The organism is Pectobacterium sp. IFB5596, assembly GCF_021432585.1.
GTDB classification, from domain to species: Bacteria; Pseudomonadota; Gammaproteobacteria; order Enterobacterales; family Enterobacteriaceae; genus Pectobacterium; species Pectobacterium punjabense.
The window spans coordinates 291,988-308,357 of sequence record NZ_LXFY01000012.1 but is presented as its reverse complement, the minus strand read 5'-3'; the positions used below and the strand labels follow the sequence as shown (position 1 = coordinate 308,357).

Here is a 16,370-nt window from a genome sequence, read left to right as displayed (position 1 = left end):
CACAGATCTCACGCCGGGCTGGATTCAGACAGTAGATGAGATATCTCTGGGGTGTTTAGCGCATCAAGGTACGGGCTAATGTCGCCGATATTTTTTTCTACCCAACTGCTGTTGTAGTAGGTATCCAAATAGCGTTCTCCGCTGTCGCATAGCAAGGTCACAATCGCGCCTTTTTGACCACGGCTAGCCATCTTTTTCGCCAGTTGCAGCATACCCCAGACGTTGGTGCCGGTAGAGGCTCCCGCTTTGCGGCCTAATACGCTTTCCAGCCAGTACAGTGTTGCGATGCTGGCAGCGTCCGGTACTTTAATCATGCTATCAATAACGCCTGGAATGAAAGAAGGCTCGGCTCGCGGGCGGCCGATACCTTCTATCCGGCTACCGCACGGACCTGTGATGGAACGATCCCGCTGCTGGTAGCAGTCGTAGAAGACGGAGTTTTCTGGATCGACAACGACCAATTGCGTATCCAATCCCTGATAACGAATGTAGCGTCCGAGCGTTGCCGATGTGCCGCCAGTTCCTGCACTCATCACGATGTAGTCCGGCACGGGATGCGGTTCGCGTGCCATTTGGCGGTAAATGCTGTCAGCGATATTGTTATTGCCACGCCAGTCAGTGGCGCGTTCTGCATAGGTGAACTGATCCATATAATGGCCGTTCATCTCTTGCGCTAACTGTTCAGATGCCGCATAAATTTGCCCCGCCTGTTCAACAAAATGGCAACGTCCACCATAGAAAGCGATTTGCTCAATTTTTCTTTTTGCTGTGCAGGAGGGCATGACGGCGATAAACGGTAGGCCGAGCAAGCGTGCAAAATACGCTTCTGATACCGCTGTGCTACCAGATGACGCTTCGATAATTGGCGTGTCTTCTTTAATCCAACCGTTGCACAGCCCGTAGAGAAACAAAGAGCGAGCCAGACGATGCTTCAAGCTGCCGCTGGGGTGTGTGCTTTCATCTTTGAGGTAAAAATAGATACCGGGATAATCCGGCAGAGTCAGACGGATAAGATGCGTATCCGCCGAACGCTGAAAATCTGCTTCGATGGCGCTGATGGCATTTTTAACCCAGGTATTGGTCATGATGAAAACTCGGTTAGATAACTATGTGAATAGATTAACGAGTTTTCAGGATAAAAAAATTATCTTTTTATCTCTTCATGACCAATTTTATAGAAAAATTAACTCCTTAAATTTATTTTTGGGGTTTATTTTTCTATTAAAATACGATGGCATCGTTACCCAAAAATCATAGCAATCGCAGCGGCTATTACTACGAGAGCCATTAAAGTAAATGCCATATTGATGGCACTAATAATGAAAGGGAATGCGATTACTGCGATGCCGAGCATTGCCGCGCTGATGCAAGGTCTGGCAGATTCACGGCGAGAGAAGCCGAAAATAGCGAAAATAATCGCGAGACAGCCTAATGCTGATGTTGCAGCAATAACGAGTCGTCGTTCATTAAAGGATGACTCAGGTTGTTGTGTCGGGGGGGCTTTCCCCATCAGCCTGTTTAGGGTTGTGTCTCGGATAGAAACAATTTTCTCTGCGATTTGTTCTTCAATGGTGACGTCGGGCGTCGATGGCCCTGCCCAAAAGTAGGAAACGGCAATAAGCAGTGCCAATGCACCAAGCACCATCCCAATCGTGCTGAATTTACTCTTTTTATCTGTTGTCATCATTTTCGCCACTCCTGATTGGCATAAAATACGCTGTTGGTCGATATCGCCACAAATCGTAGAACTCAACCAGCCTGTTTATCGTATCACTCTCTGTAAAAGGTAATGAATTCCCATATTATACAGTTCGTTATGTTTTTTCATTATCGAATGGTGATGTGGTTTTCTGATGTTGTCAGCGAGTGTTGAAGCCAATTTGGGGCGGAAAGAACATTGCTTTTCTCTCCCAATGGCGGAAAGTAGAGAAAAGTTTTCTATGGAGTGGCCTTATGTTGGATAAAATTGATCGCACATTGCTGAATATGCTGCAACAGGATTGCACGCTCTCGCTACAGACGCTGGCCGATGCGGTCAATTTGACATCCACACCGTGCTGGAAACGTCTAAAGCGTTTGGAAGAAGAGGGGATAATCAGAGCGCGAGTGGCACTACTAGATAATGAACGTTTGGGTTTAGGGTTGACGGCGTTTGTCTTATTAAAGACGCAACAGCACAATCGGGACTGGTATCAGACCTTTACTCGCGTGGTGTCCGATATGCCGGAGGTACTGGCTTTCTATCGTATGGCTGGCGAATACGATTACCTGATGCAGGTTCAGGTCGCTGATATGAAAAGCTATGATGATTTCTATAAGCGGTTAGTGAATGGCATTCCCGGGCTAGTCGATGTAACATCTAGCTTTGCTATGGAACGAATCAAACATACCACGGCATTGCCCTTATCCCTGTGATCTATCGTTCATCCGTCTTTTAATAATCATTTTTCTGAGTCTGTCATGACCCGTCTGACTATTGGAACGAAAACCGCGTGAGACTGTTTGCTCAACTAAGTTGGTATTTTCGCCGCGAATGGCGTCGCTATCTGGGCGCTGTCGCACTACTCATTGCGATTGCTATTCTGCAATTACTCCCTCCAAAACTGGTTGGCGTGATTGTCGATGGTGTGACGCAACGCGGCATGTCGATGGCCGAAATGATGCAGTGGATTGGCGTGATGCTACTGACCGCCGTCATGGTCTATCTGCTGCGCTATGTGTGGCGTGTATTCCTGTTTGGGGCCTCATACCAGTTGGCGGTCGAGTTACGAGAAGATTTTTACCGCCAGTTAAGCCGCCAGCATCCTGCATTTTATCAACGCCACCGTACTGGCGATCTCATGGCGCGCGCGACTAACGATGTCGATCGCGTGGTATTTGCTGCCGGCGAAGGCGTGTTGACACTGGTTGATTCGATGGTGATGGGCTGTGCTGTGCTGGTGGTCATGTGTACGCAGATTAGTTGGGAGCTCACTTTGCTGGCGCTGCTCCCGATGCCCATCATGGCACTTTTCATCAAACGTTATGGCACCCAACTGCATAACCGTTTTAAATCCGCACAGGCGGCATTTTCTTCGCTTAACGATCAGGCGCAGGAAAGTTTGACCAGTATTCGGATGATTAAAGCCTTTGGATTGGAAAACTATCAATCTGCACGTTTCGCGCAGGTTGCCGCGGATGCTGGCGCTAAAAATATGCACGTTGCCCGAGTCGATGCCCGCTTCGATCCCACGATTTATATTGCCGTCGGGCTGTCGAATTTGCTGGCGATTGGCGGCGGCAGTTGGATGGTGATCAATGGTTCGCTGACATTAGGCTTGTTGACCAGTTTTGTCATGTATCTGGGATTGATGATATGGCCGATGCTGGCGCTGGCCTGGATGTTTAATATTGTTGAGCGCGGTAGTGCGGCATATGGCCGTATTCGACAGCTACTCGCGGAAGACGCTGTGGTGAAAGACGGTGAGGAGTCATTGCCTGCCGATCGGGGCGTGTTGGCAGTGAATATCTCCGCGTTTCGCTATCCTGATAATACCCGCGATGCTTTAAAAAATATTCAATTTACCTTGGCTCCGGGCAATATGTTGGGGCTATGCGGGCCGACAGGTTCGGGAAAAAGTACGCTGCTAGCCCTGATCTTGCGTAATTTCGATAGCCAATCGGGAGAGATTCGTTATCACGAGCGTCCATTGAATGCCATTCGCTTGGATGAGCTCAGGAGCCGTTTTGCCGTTGTCGGACAAATGCCTTTTTTGTTCTCGGATTCGGTGGCACAAAATATTGCACTGGGTCGCCCGAATGCCACGCAGCAGGAGATTGAACATGCGGCACGGCTTGCGAGTGTGCATGATGATATTTTGCGTTTGCCTCAGGGTTACCTGACAGAAGTTGGCGAACGCGGCGTGATGCTCTCTGGCGGTCAAAAACAGCGAATCGCGATTGCACGAGCGCTACTACTGGATGCTGAAATTTTGGTGCTGGACGATGCGCTGTCTGCGGTTGATGGGCGAACGGAGCACCAGATTTTGCAGAATCTCAAAACATGGGGCGAAAAACGGACGCTGATCATCAGTGCACACCGCCTGTCGGCCCTAACCGAGGCGAATGAAATTGTGGTGCTGCAACAGGGGCAAACCGTGCAGCGTGGCACGCACCGAGCGCTGGCGGCAGAACCTGGCTGGTATCGGGATATGTATCGTTATCAACAGCTGGAGGCGGCGCTGGATGATGTGCCGCAGTTGGAAGGATCGAAAAATGAATAGCCCCCAACAGTTTTGGCCAACCCTGAAACGTTTGCTGGCCTATGGTTCCCCTTGGCGAAAACCGCTGATGTTCGGTGTCCTGATGCTGTGGGTTGCTGCTATCGCTGAAGTTTCTGGTCCTATATTGGTGAGCTATTTCATTGATAATCTGGTGGCTAAAGGCCAATTCCCGGTGGCGATTGCGGCTGGCTTGGCAATGGCCTATATCCTGCTGCAAATTTTGGCGGCTTCACTGCACTATTTTCAGACGTTATTGTTTAATCGGGTAGCAGTGGGTGTCGTGCAGCAACTGCGTATTGATGTCATGGATGCTGCATTGCGCCAGCCGCTTAGCACATTTGATACGCAACCTGTCGGGCAGTTGATTTCACGCGTCACCAATGACACAGAAGTCGTGAAAGATTTGTACGTCATGGTGGTGTCAACAGTATTACGCAGTGCGGCACTGGTTGGTGCGATGCTGGTAGCGATGTTCAGTCTGAACTGGCAGATGGCGCTTGTTGCGCTGATGATTTTCCCCGCAGTAGCGGCGGTTATGGCACTCTACCACCGCTTTAGTACGCCGATTGTACGCAAAGTGAGAAGCTATCTGGCGGACATTAATGACGGTTTCAACGAAGTCATTAATGGCATGGGTGTCATTCAGCAATTCCGCCAGCAGGCACGCTTTGGGAAGAAGCTAGGCGTAGCCAGCCATGCGCATTACGAAGCACGTATGAAGGCCTTGCGTCTGGAAGGTTTCCTGCTGCGGCCTCTGCTCAGCTTATTTGCTGCGATGGTACTGTGTGGGTTGTTGATCCAATTCGGTTTTAGCTCGATGGGATCGGTTGGTGTTGGGGTCTTGTATGCCTTTATCAACTACCTTGGCCGGTTGAATGAACCGCTAATTGAACTGACGACTCAGCAATCGATGTTGCAGCAGGCGGTTGTTGCCGGTGAGCGTATCTTTGAGTTGATGGATGGCACAAAGCAGCGCTACGGAAATGACGATCGTCCTCTGGTGTCTGGACGCGTTGATATTAACGATGTCTCTTTCTCATATGGCACAGAAAAACGAGTGCTACAGAATATTTCTCTGACGATACCCGATCGCGGCTTTGTCGCTTTAGTAGGGCATACCGGTAGTGGAAAAAGTACATTAGCCAGCTTACTCATGGGGTATTACGCTGCGGGGGAGGGGGAGATTCGGCTTGATGGTCGGCCGCTATCGACGTTATCCCATGGAGTTTTGCGCCAAAATGTGGCAATGGTGCAACAGGACCCGGTAGTGCTGGCGGAGTCCATGTTTGTGAATGTAACTCTGGGGCGTGATATCAGTGAAGAGGCCGTTTGGCGGGTGCTGGAAGTGGTGCAGCTCGCTGAATTGGTTCGTGATCTCCCTGAAGGGTTACATACGCGCATTGGTGAGCAGGGGAATAACCTGTCTACTGGACAAAAACAGCTGTTAGCGATTGCAAGGGTGCTGGTGCAAACGCCTAAAATCCTGATTCTTGATGAAGCGACGGCGAATATTGATTCGGGTACGGAGCAAGCGGTACAAAAGGCGCTGCGAATTATTAGGGAACAGACAACCTTAATTATCATTGCACATCGGCTTTCCACCATCGTTGAGGCAGATACGATCATGGTGCTCCATCACGGACAAACCGTCGAACGGGGAACACATGAGCAACTGCTGCAACAGCAGGGGCGCTATTATCAAATGTATCAGTTGCAACTGGCCGGAGAGGATCTTGCTAGCACCAGTACCGAGCCTTGTACCGCATAGCACCATTATCTGTCATTCCACGTTCTGCACCGCGTCGAGTGGTGCAGAACGACAGTCAGCTCATGTCTTCGCACCATCAGCAAGCATCATGATTCAGCTTTTTGCTCGCTCTGCACTGAAAACACTCTCGATGCACTAATTCGGTGCGTTTTTTGCCCGTATCTTTCCATCTTTCTTTCCTAGTGAATTTGATTTTTACCCTTTCCCATCTTTAATCACGTTATCTTTCCTGATTTATGCCAGATAAATCATTTATGGCACACCGTTTGCTTTAATCATTGCGTAGACCGACTTCATAGAGCGCGTAATCGAACAAGTGGCGGGCGAAAGCCTGAACGTAATGGCTAGGGGGAAGATAAATGAAACTGGTTACTGTGGTGATAAAACCATTCAAGCTGGAAGATGTACGTGAAGCGTTATCTTCTGTCGGCATTCAGGGGCTTACTGTCACTGAGGTGAAAGGATTTGGTCGTCAGAAAGGGCATGCGGAGCTATACCGTGGTGCTGAATACAGCGTTAACTTTTTGCCCAAGGTAAAAATTGATATCGCGATTGCAGACGATCAACTGGACGAAGTCATCGACGTCATCAGCAAAGCCGCGTATACCGGAAAAATTGGTGATGGCAAGATTTTTGTCGCCGAGCTGCAAAGGGTTATCCGTATTCGTACGGGTGAAACTGACGAAGCCGCACTTTAACAACACCTAGCGTAGATACGTAAATAGGGATGGATGAAAATGAAAAAACTACTCTCTTCATTAGGTCTCGGTGTGGCGGCATTACTCCCGACCTGGGCAATGGCTGCAACACCGACGATTGATAAAGCGGATAACGCTTTTATTATGATTTGTACCGCGCTGGTACTCTTTATGACTATACCGGGCATCGCACTGTTTTATGGCGGCCTGATCCGTTCAAAGAACGTTCTGTCTATGATGACGCAGGTGAGCGTAACATTCGCAATGGTCTGTATCCTGTGGGTTGTTTATGGATATAGTTTGGCCTTCAGCGAAGGTAACGCATTCTTTGGTGGATTCAGCACCTTTATGTTGAAAGGCATTGGGATTGAGTCTATCAGTGGCACTTTCTATCAGTTTGTACACGTAGCGTATCAGGCTTCCTTCGCCTGCATCACCGTTGCGCTGATTGTCGGGGCAATTGCTGAGCGTATTCGTTTCTCTGCGGTGCTGATTTTCGTTGCACTGTGGCTGACATTCTCTTATCTGCCAATGACGCACATGGTGTGGGGCGGTGGTTATCTGGCTGCGGATGGCGCACTGGACTTCGCGGGCGGTACGGTCGTTCACATCAACGCTGCGGTTGCTGGGTTAGTTGGTGCTTACCTGCTGGGCAAGCGTGCCGGCTTTGGTAAAGAAGCGTTTAAACCGCATAACCTGCCGATGGTATTTATCGGTACGGCGATTCTGTATATCGGCTGGTTTGGTTTCAATGCCGGTTCTGCGGGCGCTGCGAACGGTATTGCTGCTCTGGCTTTCCTGAACACGGTTGTTGCGACTGCTGCTGCCATTCTGGCATGGGTTGGCGGTGAGTGGCTGGTTCGCGGTAAACCTTCTCTGCTAGGTGCGTGCTCTGGCTGTATCGCGGGTCTGGTGGCCATTACCCCAGCGGCAGGTACGGTAGGTGTGGGTGGCGCATTGATCATCGGTCTGGCTGGTGGTGTTGCCGGTCTGTGGGGCGTAACAGTACTGAAAAGATGGCTGCGCGTGGATGACCCGTGTGATGTGTTCGGTGTTCACGGCGTGTGCGGCATCGTTGGTTGTATCCTGACAGGTGTGTTCTCTTCGGCTTCGCTGGGTGGTACTGGCTATGCAGAAGGCGTGACGATGGCGCATCAGGTTTGGGTGCAACTGTTCAGCGTGATTGTTTGTCTGGTGTGGTCTGGCGTAGTGGCATTCGTTGCTTTCAAAGTGGCGGATATGATTGTCGGCCTGCGTGTACCTGAAGAGCAAGAGCGCGAAGGTCTGGACGTCAACAGCCATGGCGAGAGCGCTTACAACCAGTAATTGTGCTTATAACCAGTAAGTGAGATCGACAGTAAACAGGCGTGGGGGAAACTCCACGCCTGTTTTATTTACGACATTATATAGCCTAAATGATTCGAATTTCAGGCAGGCGGCAAGAGAAGGACAAATTCGTCTGGAACGAATTTGACCAGCCAGAGGCTGGCCTTCGGTGAGAGACAGGATGTCTCTTATTTCATCCCGATGAGCTTACTCAGGTAAGTGATTCGAGTGACTGACAAACCTGCCAGAGGCAGGTTTGAACGCTGCTTGCAGCGGCCCCAACGGGGCGAGGTACACGCCAGTGTGCTGAGTAACGCAGCCAACGCACATGCAACTTGAAGTATGACGGGTATAGTGAATTTAGTGCTCGCGGCGACGCATGACGCCTTCCTGCATGCTGGATGCAACCAGCACGCCTTCTCGGGTATAGAATTGCCCGCGCACGAAGCCACGAGCGCCGGATGCGGACGTGCTTTCTACGGTGTATAGCAGCCAGTCATCCAGCCGGAAATCACGGTGGAACCACATTGAGTGATCGATCGTGGCAACTTGCATACCCGGTTCCAAAAAGCCGACGCCATGAGGCTGCAAGGCGGTGAGTAAGAAATTGCAGTCAGACGTATAGCCGAGAAGATATTGATGAATACGCTTATCGTCCGGCAGCGTGCTACTGGCACGACACCAAACGTGCCTGACTGGCTCGTCCACTTCCCCCTTCAGGGGATTGTGGAATTTAACCGGGCGCATCTCAATCGGACTAGCTTGAATAAATTTATCGCGAAAGCGTGGCGGCAGAAGGTGCTGCATACTTTGCGCGATTTCTTGTTCGGATTGTAGTGCTTCTGGCGGTGCGACGTCTGGCATCACATTTTGGTGCTCAAACCCTTCCTCATGGCTTTGAAAAGAGGCCGTCATATAAAAAATGGGTCGACCATTTTGGATAGCACTAACGCGTCGGGCGCTAAAACTATTGCCATCGCGTAGGTTTTCAACGTCATAAATAATCGGTTTCTGGCTGTCGCCGGGTAGCAAAAAGTAGCTGTGAAAAGAGTGAATGTTGCGCTCGATAGGAACGGTCTGCTTGGCGGCTGACATCGCCTGTCCCACGACTTGCCCACCAAAGACCTGGCGCAGCCCCAAATCATCGCTTTGTCCGCGAAATAGCCCTTCTTCGAGTTTCTCTAAATGCAAGAGGTCGAGAAGGTGTTGTAGTGATTGACTCATGGTATCGGCCTCAATGGATGCGGGTGGTTAGTTATCTGTTTGTTCTGTAAGGTTTAAAATATCTATTTGTGGCTTTTTACTATAATGAATGTGTGGTTTTTAGGAAAATATCAGAATTTTGCACCATCACTATTATGTTTATTGAATCATACTATTTGTGAGTGCCGGTTTACGATACCGGTAGTCTGACAATAATAAAGGAGACTGACCGAATGAAATTATGGCATATCTTAGGCGGTATCACGTTATCGATGACTCTGGCCGCATGTGCACAGAGAAGTGATTATGGCGTTTCTCCTCAGACTGGCGCACCTGTTACCTCTGTTTCCTCACAGCGCCCGGCTGTCGCAATGCCTGCGGTAACGGGTACAGTGAATATTCGTCAGCGTATTGCGTTGCCTCATAACGCGGTTTTGACCGTTACGGTGTCTGATGCATCGCTGGCGGATGCGCCTTCAAAAGTGATTACTCAGAGTGTGACGCGTACAGAAGGAAAGCAGGCACCTTTCCAATTCGAGTTACCGTATAACCCGGCTGATATTCAGCCCAACGCGCGTATCTTACTCAGCGCGGCAGTTGCGATCGATAATCGCGTCGTCATGGTGACGGAGAACGTTTTACCCGTTATTAGCAATGGGGTGAACCGTGCTGATTTGGTATTGGTGCCTGTTGCTTCAGTCCCGTTACCCGCGAAAAATCAGGGATCGATGATATCCAATCCGGCGAATGAAACCCCTCATATGCTTCAGGGGCAACCTGCTTCATCCTCTATGGTGCCTGCGCAGCCAATCTGGTAATTCATCAGTATACGCGCCGTTATGGCGCGTATTGCCAGCGATACTTAGCAAGATCAACCTTACCCTGGCGATTGAAAATAATGCCTTCCGCTTGTAGCGCTGATTTTTGGCGTAGGTAATCTCCACCGACGAGTGATATTTCGCCTTTACGGTTGATTACCCTATGCCAGGGGAGTTTACTGTCTTTCGGCAAACGTTTTAACACACCGCCGACTTGCCTCGAGGCTCTGGGAGAGTCGGCAAGTTGCGCGATGTCGCCATAGGTTGCTATTTTTCCATAGGGAATCGCCGCGACAATTTGAAAAACGCGTTGGCGGAAATTATCGTTTTCTTCTGACATCAGCGCATATTCCTGGCTGCTCCTGAATCGATTGGATGCCATAGTGGCACAGCAGGGTGGGTAAGAAAACAACGGTTAGCGTGTGTTAGCTTGCAATTGCTTATCTCATCGCCGATAATGCCCACCGCTTTGTGACGAGCAGTAGCATTGTTATAAAGTCGTCAATGGAGGCCCTGTCGGTTCTCCCGCAACACTAACCTGTGGACTCGGTCAGATCCGGAAGGAAGCAGCCGCAGCAGGAGACGTGTGTGCCGGGATGTAGCTGGCAGGGCCTCCACCATTTCTGTTCTTGTATGGATGCTTCATCGTCGACGAGGTATTCATTCTCTGTCGATAAACTCGACTCGCCGCCATAAACCCACTCTCATACATAATCTTTGTGCCGTCATTCTCGATTCTACAGGCGTCGTTGCTTGAACTCTGTTTTTTCTGGCGGATTCTCGGATCTCTTTACTTCGCGATTAATCATTGCGCCAATTATTACGACCCCTGTTTTTATCACGGGATATACCATTTATGATGATATCAATGCGATTGCTATATGCCGTTATACTTCAAGTTACCTGTGCATTGGCGGCATTCATTCACCCGAACCACTTACCTGAGTAAACCCATCGGTATGAAATGATAGACGTCTTGTCTCTCACCGAAGGCCAACTGTTGGCTGGTCAAATTCGTGCCTGATGAATTTGTCCTTTCCTTGCCGCATTATTCAAAATGAGTTCGTTTGGTCCTGAAGCTCGAATTATTTAGGGTATAAATGATAAACGGCAGGGAAATAAATCGGGTGAAATAGTATTTCATTTTTTTATGTGGAAAATACAATTTGTTACAAGTCTCGTTTAATTAATGTATTAAAAAGATAATAAAAACAAAGGCCGATAATATTATCGGCACAGTGTATTTAATGTCAGTTTTTGTATGCACGCCGTTAGAAATTAACGGACGTATCGCCATACTGCGGTAGGAACTTTGTCGTAGAGTTTGTTCATCGTCAGCTCTGCCAGACGATGATCGGCTGCAGAAAAGAACATCTCCAGCTCATCATTGGAGAGTTCATACTTGTTTTTTTCAATAACGCGTTCGAGAGTGTCTATGGTTGTGCATTTACGCAAACGCATCAAATAATCGATTTTTTTCATAATGGCCTATGCAAACAGTACCTGGTGGTTAAAAAATATAAATAAATTATTGCTTAAGTTTTAGCAGGCGTACAGACGTTCTCCCCTGAGAACATTCCGAATAATTTTGCTTTAGACTTCTGCCAGCGTCGTAGTTCAGCATCATTAATACCATAGTTGCTAAACAAGACGTAAGTATCATCTAAATACTTTTCTACCTGCTCTGAAAGCTCACTTTCGTTAGGGTATTTTATTTTAAATGTGAGAATAAACGTAGCGATATGCTCAATAAGCTCATTTAATTGGAGATTGATCGCAGAGGTTGGATCATTGACCCAGCCATGACTGCTATCGCCTAACGTTGCTATGCTTTCATCACACAGATTCTCACATAAGAATCTGAGTTGGGCAATATCATAATGTTTTGGTGTGTACTCATCCATATCAATCCCTCCGTTAAGCCGTTATTCAGTGTTACTGCGGTTAACACCTGGTAAACAGGTAGACTGATGAAGCCTGCAAGATAAAGACGTTAGCATTGTTTCGTATTGATGTTGTTACAGACAATGCGTTTAGCCATTGTGATTCGTTCAACATTGAATGAGACAACGGCGATTTTCGAACCTCTCACATATTACTATGTCGTGAAATAGGGCTGGCGTAAATACCAACCTATCATGACTTAACCTTAAGTATAGCTATACCATGTTGGTTACGATTAGGTCATTCTATATATGACTATAGCAAAAGCGTTCGTGAAATTCGCGGATAATAGGTAAGGTTTTCACCGCTATTTATTTTGATTAATCCTCAGATTTTTTTGTAACAATGAGCATAGAATAAACCCATCGGCAGCTTATTTAATTGTTTCTATCTGAAAATATGAGAAAGGGTAGAAGAAATGCGAAGAGATTGTTCGGTAGTACGGTATCGTGATTATTGTTATCTTATTGTTTAATAAGTTTTTTAACGAAAACACATCCCGTACAGCCTTACTCACGTCATAGCATAGACTGTATCGGGATGTGGTAGAGAAAGATTAACCTTTTTTCTTTTTTCCGCCCTGCACAGCCTTGAAGCGTGGGTTGGATTTACATATAACGTAAACTCGCCCGCGACGGCGGACCACAATACAATCTTTGTGACGATTTTTTGCTGAACGCAGCGAACTAAGCACCTGCATTTAATAACCCTCTCTGATTACTTGAAGAAGTTCCCAAAGCGCTGCTGGAAGCGCGCCGTGCTGCCTTCTTTGGAATATTCTTTTTGCTTCCCGGTGTAATAGGGATGCGACGCCGAAGAAACATCAATAGTTATGTAAGGGTAGTTGACGCCCTCAAGCTCGATTGTCCGATCGGTTTTAATGGTTGACCCTGTCCTGTAATAGACATCCGCGCTGGTATCGTGAAATACCACTGTACGATAGTCAGGGTGAATTCCTGCCTTCATTATTGCCTCTATTGTTATGTTATAACATATCTGTATGTTGCGCTTTTTTATCATCATGATCAACCATTATGTTGCAGTGAGGCGGCAGCATTATCTAAATCATTGTAGATACGAATAAGATGAAAAAAGCACAGTGTGCCGTTTAGCTTGTATGAGTCGGGTATAGGGCAGAAGAGATAAAAAAGGCCGCTAGGCGGCCTTTTAGAGTAGATATGGGGTGTTACGAAGTATTAGTGGGCTGTTGTATCGTCTGCTTTCTTACTGAAGCGACGACGAACCACAACAAAGAACACAGGGACGAAGAAGATGGCCAGCACGGTTGCTGTAATCATCCCGCCCATTACGCCAGTACCGACGGCATTTTGTGCACCGGAGCCTGCACCGCTACTGATTACCAGAGGCATTACGCCGAGGATAAAGGCCAGCGATGTCATCAGGATTGGGCGCAAACGCATACGAACCGCATCCAGCGTTGCCTCTATCAGTCCTTTCCCTTCTTTTTCCATCAGATCTTTAGCAAATTCGACAATCAATATGGCGTTCTTCGCGGATAGCCCTATGGTTGTCAGCAGGCCCACCTTAAAGTAAACGTCGTTTTCAAGACCTGTCATATTTGCTGCAATCAATGCACCAACGATCCCCAATGGAACAACCAGCATGACGGAGAACGGTATTGACCAGCTTTCATAAAGCGCAGCCAGACACAGGAACACGACAATCAATGAAATGGCATAGATTGCAGGTGCCTGGTTACCAGACAACCGTTCCTGATAAGACATCCCCGTCCATTCGTAGCCGATACCTTGCGGTAACTGTGCCACGAAACTTTCCATCAATGCCATAGCCTCACCGGTACTCTTACCTGGCGCGGCTTGACCTTGGATTTGCATCGATGGCTGGCCGTTATAACGTTCCAGACGCGGTGAACCGTATTCCCAGTGGCTCTGCGTGAAGGCAGAGAACGGCACCATTTGTCCATTGTTACCGCGGATGTACCAGTTTTTGATGTCATCTGGCAGCATACGGAAAGGCGCATCGGCCTGAACGTACACTTTCTTCACGCGACCGCGATCGATAAAGTCATTTACATAAGAACCACCCAGCGTGGTTGCCAATGTTGAACTGATATCCGACAGCGACACGCCAAGCGCCTGTGCTTTTTCCTGATCGATATCGAGACGGAACTGCGGTGTATCTTCCATCCCGTTAGGACGAACTTGTATCAGCGTATCAGGGCGTTGTGCCGCCATGCCTAGCAGTTGGTTACGTGCTTCCGTCAGTTTTGCGTGCCCAAGGTTGGCTTGGTCAATTAACTGGAAGTCGAAACCTGTTGCGGTACCCAGTTCGATAATCGCAGGAAGGTTGACTGCGAAAACCATAGCTTCTTTATACTGGCTAAAGGCTGCGTTTGCTCGGCCTGCAATCGCCATAACTTTATTTTCTGCGCCGCTTCGTTCACTCCAGTCATTCAGACTGGCGAAAGCCAGACCGGCATTCTGCCCACGACCAGAGAACCCGAAACCTGTGACCGTAAACACAGACTTGACGTTATTTTTCTCATTTTCGAGATAATATTGCGTCATTCTGTCCATGATTTTTTGGGTGTTTTCCTGCGTCGCACCTGAAGGCAACTGAACAATGTTCAGAAGAACCCCTTGGTCTTCATCTGGCAGGAAGGACGTAGGCAAACGTAAGAACAAGAGTGCCAGGCCCACAACAATCAACAGATAGATAACGAGATAACGACCGGTACTACGCAGAATATTAGCAACGCTGTCGGTGTAGTGATGCGTGCTCTTCTCAAACACTCTGTTGAACCAGCCGAAGAAGCCGGTTTTCTCACTGTGATCGCCTTTGGCGATCGGTTTTAGCAGGGTCGCACAAAGGGCTGGTGTCAAAATCAACGCAACCAGAACTGACAGCACCATCGCAGAAACGATTGTGATGGAGAACTGGCGATAGATTGCCCCTGTGGAGCCACCGGTAAACGCCATCGGGACGAATACAGCGGACAATACCAGCGCAATACCGACCAACGCCCCTTGGATTTGCTCCATGGATCGTTTGGTTGCTTCTTTAGGCGGCAGACCTTCTTCTGCCATGACACGTTCCACGTTTTCCACGACGACGATGGCGTCATCCACCAGAAGCCCGATAGCGAGAACCATCGCGAACATCGTCAAGGTGTTTATGGAATAGCCAAACGCGGAGAGGATAGCAAATGTCCCCAGCAAAACGACTGGTACTGCGATTGTTGGGATCAGCGTGGCACGGAAGTTCTGCAAGAACAGGTACATCACCAGGAAGACCAGTACGATAGCTTCCACCAGTGTTTTCACTACTTCGTTGATGGAGATCTTAACGAAGGGCGTTGTATCGTACGGGTAAACGACTTTCAAACCTGTGGGGAAGAACTCTTCCGCTTTGGTTAGTGCCTCTTTTACTGCCGTTGCCGTATCCAGCGCGTTCGCGCCTGTTGCCAACTTGATACCAATACCGGCAGCGGGTTTACCATTGAAACGTGCGATAACGTCGTAGCCTTCAGCACCCAGCTCAACGCGTGCAACGTCTTTAAGGCGAACCTGAGAACCATCAGCGTTAACTTTCAGCAGTATTTTAGAAAATTCTTCTGCTGAATTCAGGCGAGTCTGAGCAATGATCGAGGCATTCAACTGCTGGCCTGGAACGGGTGGCGCTCCCCCTAATTGCCCTGCGGCGATCTGGTTGTTTTGAACTCGGATTGCTGCGCTGACGTCACCTGCGGTCAATTGATAGTTATTCAGCTTGTTTGGGTCTAGCCAGATACGCATAGCGTACTGGGAACCAAATAGCTGCGCGTCGCCTACGCCGGATGTACGACTGATAGGGTCTTTAACGTTAGCGGCCACGTAGTCAGCGATATCTTCCTGCGACATTTTACCGTCTTCACTGATGAAGGCGGCAACCATGAGGAAGCTACTACTTGATTTCTGAACGTTAACCCCTTGCTGCTGTACTTCCTGCGGTAATAGCGGCATGGCCAGTTGCAGTTTGTTCTGCACCTGAACCTGCGCGATATCTGGATCGGTACCTGCCTCAAAGGTCAGCGTAATCTGGACTGTACCGGAAGAGTCACTGCTTGATGACATATACATCAGGTTGTCGATACCGTTCATATTCTGTTCGATAACCTGTGTAACGGAATCTTGCAGCGTTGATGCATCGGCCCCTGGATAAGTTGCTGTTACGTCAATCGCGGGCGGTGCGATCGTCGGATACTGGGCAATAGGTAATTTAACAATTGCCAGCAACCCCGTCAGCATCACCATGATGGCGAGTACCCATGCAAAAATGGGTCGATCTATAAAAAACTTAGCCATGAATTATACCGGCTCCTGTTAGAACG

At 48.6% G+C, this 16,370-nt stretch carries 15 protein-coding genes and 1 other RNA gene; 7 read left to right on the top strand and 9 right to left on the bottom strand.

Going from position 1 to position 16,370, the window contains the following annotated elements; all coding sequences use genetic code 11:
- Positions 1–8: 8 nt before the first annotated feature.
- A complete protein-coding gene (locus A6301_RS11170; protein ID WP_255764530.1) occupies positions 9–1,085 on the bottom strand; it encodes a PLP-dependent cysteine synthase family protein in 1,077 nt (358 codons plus the stop codon).
- 155 nt (positions 1,086–1,240) lie between these two features.
- Entirely contained in the window at positions 1,241–1,687 is a 447-nt protein-coding gene (locus A6301_RS11165; RefSeq protein WP_234257787.1) for a hypothetical protein, read from the bottom strand.
- A gap of 266 nt (positions 1,688–1,953) precedes the next feature.
- Here A6301_RS11165 and A6301_RS11160 point away from each other — a divergent pair, with 266 nt between their 5' ends.
- The 5 genes from A6301_RS11160 (at position 1,954) to amtB (ending at position 8,054) form a co-directional block, all read left to right on the top strand.
- On the top strand, positions 1,954–2,415 hold the full coding sequence (locus A6301_RS11160; protein ID WP_005976040.1) for an Lrp/AsnC family transcriptional regulator: 462 nt from the start codon (positions 1,954–1,956) through the stop codon (positions 2,413–2,415).
- Positions 2,416–2,492: 77 nt separating this feature from the next.
- The gene (locus A6301_RS11155; RefSeq protein ID WP_107169962.1) at positions 2,493–4,262 is read left to right on the top strand and encodes a SmdA family multidrug ABC transporter permease/ATP-binding protein; all 1,770 of its coding nucleotides are present in this window, start codon (positions 2,493–2,495) and stop codon (positions 4,260–4,262) included.
- Positions 4,255–6,030: a SmdB family multidrug efflux ABC transporter permease/ATP-binding protein gene (locus A6301_RS11150; protein ID WP_234257786.1), complete on the top strand. Its 1,776-nt coding sequence runs from the start codon at positions 4,255–4,257 to the stop codon at positions 6,028–6,030. The genes A6301_RS11155 and A6301_RS11150 overlap by 8 nt, the downstream gene beginning before the upstream one ends.
- 359 nt (positions 6,031–6,389) lie before the next feature.
- Positions 6,390–6,728 carry a P-II family nitrogen regulator gene (glnK, locus tag A6301_RS11145; protein ID WP_002208627.1) on the top strand — a complete coding sequence of 113 codons (339 nt, stop codon included), beginning with the start codon at positions 6,390–6,392 and terminating at the stop codon, positions 6,726–6,728.
- A gap of 39 nt (positions 6,729–6,767) precedes the next feature.
- Complete coding sequence (amtB, locus tag A6301_RS11140) at positions 6,768–8,054, top strand: ammonium transporter AmtB (protein WP_165800659.1); 1,287 nt, start codon at positions 6,768–6,770, stop codon at positions 8,052–8,054.
- A gap of 360 nt (positions 8,055–8,414) precedes the next feature.
- Here the strand turns inward: amtB and tesB are convergent, their stop codons facing one another.
- Positions 8,415–9,278 (bottom strand): acyl-CoA thioesterase II, encoded by an 864-nt coding sequence (gene tesB / locus A6301_RS11135; protein WP_107168395.1) that lies wholly within the window; start codon positions 9,276–9,278, stop codon positions 8,415–8,417.
- Between the two features lie 212 nt (positions 9,279–9,490).
- Here tesB and A6301_RS11130 point away from each other — a divergent pair, with 212 nt between their 5' ends.
- Positions 9,491–10,075 carry a YbaY family lipoprotein gene (locus A6301_RS11130; RefSeq protein WP_107168394.1) on the top strand — a complete coding sequence of 195 codons (585 nt, stop codon included), beginning with the start codon at positions 9,491–9,493 and terminating at the stop codon, positions 10,073–10,075.
- Between the two features lie 19 nt (positions 10,076–10,094).
- On the opposite strand, the gene A6301_RS11125 is transcribed toward A6301_RS11130, so the two are convergent.
- A complete protein-coding gene (locus A6301_RS11125; protein WP_107168393.1) occupies positions 10,095–10,415 on the bottom strand; it encodes an MGMT family protein in 321 nt (106 codons plus the stop codon).
- A gap of 174 nt (positions 10,416–10,589) precedes the next feature.
- On the opposite strand from A6301_RS11125, the gene ffs reads away from it, so the two are divergent.
- Positions 10,590–10,686, top strand: an RNA gene (gene ffs, locus A6301_RS11120) — signal recognition particle sRNA small type.
- Positions 10,687–11,353: 667 nt separating this feature from the next.
- On the opposite strand, the gene A6301_RS11115 is transcribed toward ffs, so the two are convergent.
- The 5 genes from A6301_RS11115 to A6301_RS11095 form a co-directional block, all read right to left on the bottom strand.
- Positions 11,354–11,557 (bottom strand): HHA domain-containing protein, encoded by a 204-nt coding sequence (locus A6301_RS11115; RefSeq protein WP_005976087.1) that lies wholly within the window; start codon positions 11,555–11,557, stop codon positions 11,354–11,356.
- 53 nt (positions 11,558–11,610) lie between these two features.
- A complete protein-coding gene (gene tomB / locus A6301_RS11110; protein WP_005976089.1) occupies positions 11,611–11,979 on the bottom strand; it encodes an Hha toxicity modulator TomB in 369 nt (122 codons plus the stop codon).
- Between the two features lie 596 nt (positions 11,980–12,575).
- Positions 12,576–12,719: a type B 50S ribosomal protein L36 gene (gene ykgO / locus A6301_RS11105; protein ID WP_005976091.1), complete on the bottom strand. Its 144-nt coding sequence runs from the start codon at positions 12,717–12,719 to the stop codon at positions 12,576–12,578.
- 17 nt (positions 12,720–12,736) lie between these two features.
- Complete coding sequence (locus A6301_RS11100) at positions 12,737–12,985, bottom strand: type B 50S ribosomal protein L31 (protein WP_107168401.1); 249 nt, start codon at positions 12,983–12,985, stop codon at positions 12,737–12,739.
- Positions 12,986–13,215: 230 nt separating this feature from the next.
- Positions 13,216–16,344, bottom strand: coding sequence for an efflux RND transporter permease subunit (locus A6301_RS11095; RefSeq protein WP_205541519.1), 3,129 nt, complete (start codon positions 16,342–16,344; stop codon positions 13,216–13,218).
- Positions 16,345–16,370 lie beyond the last annotated feature (26 nt).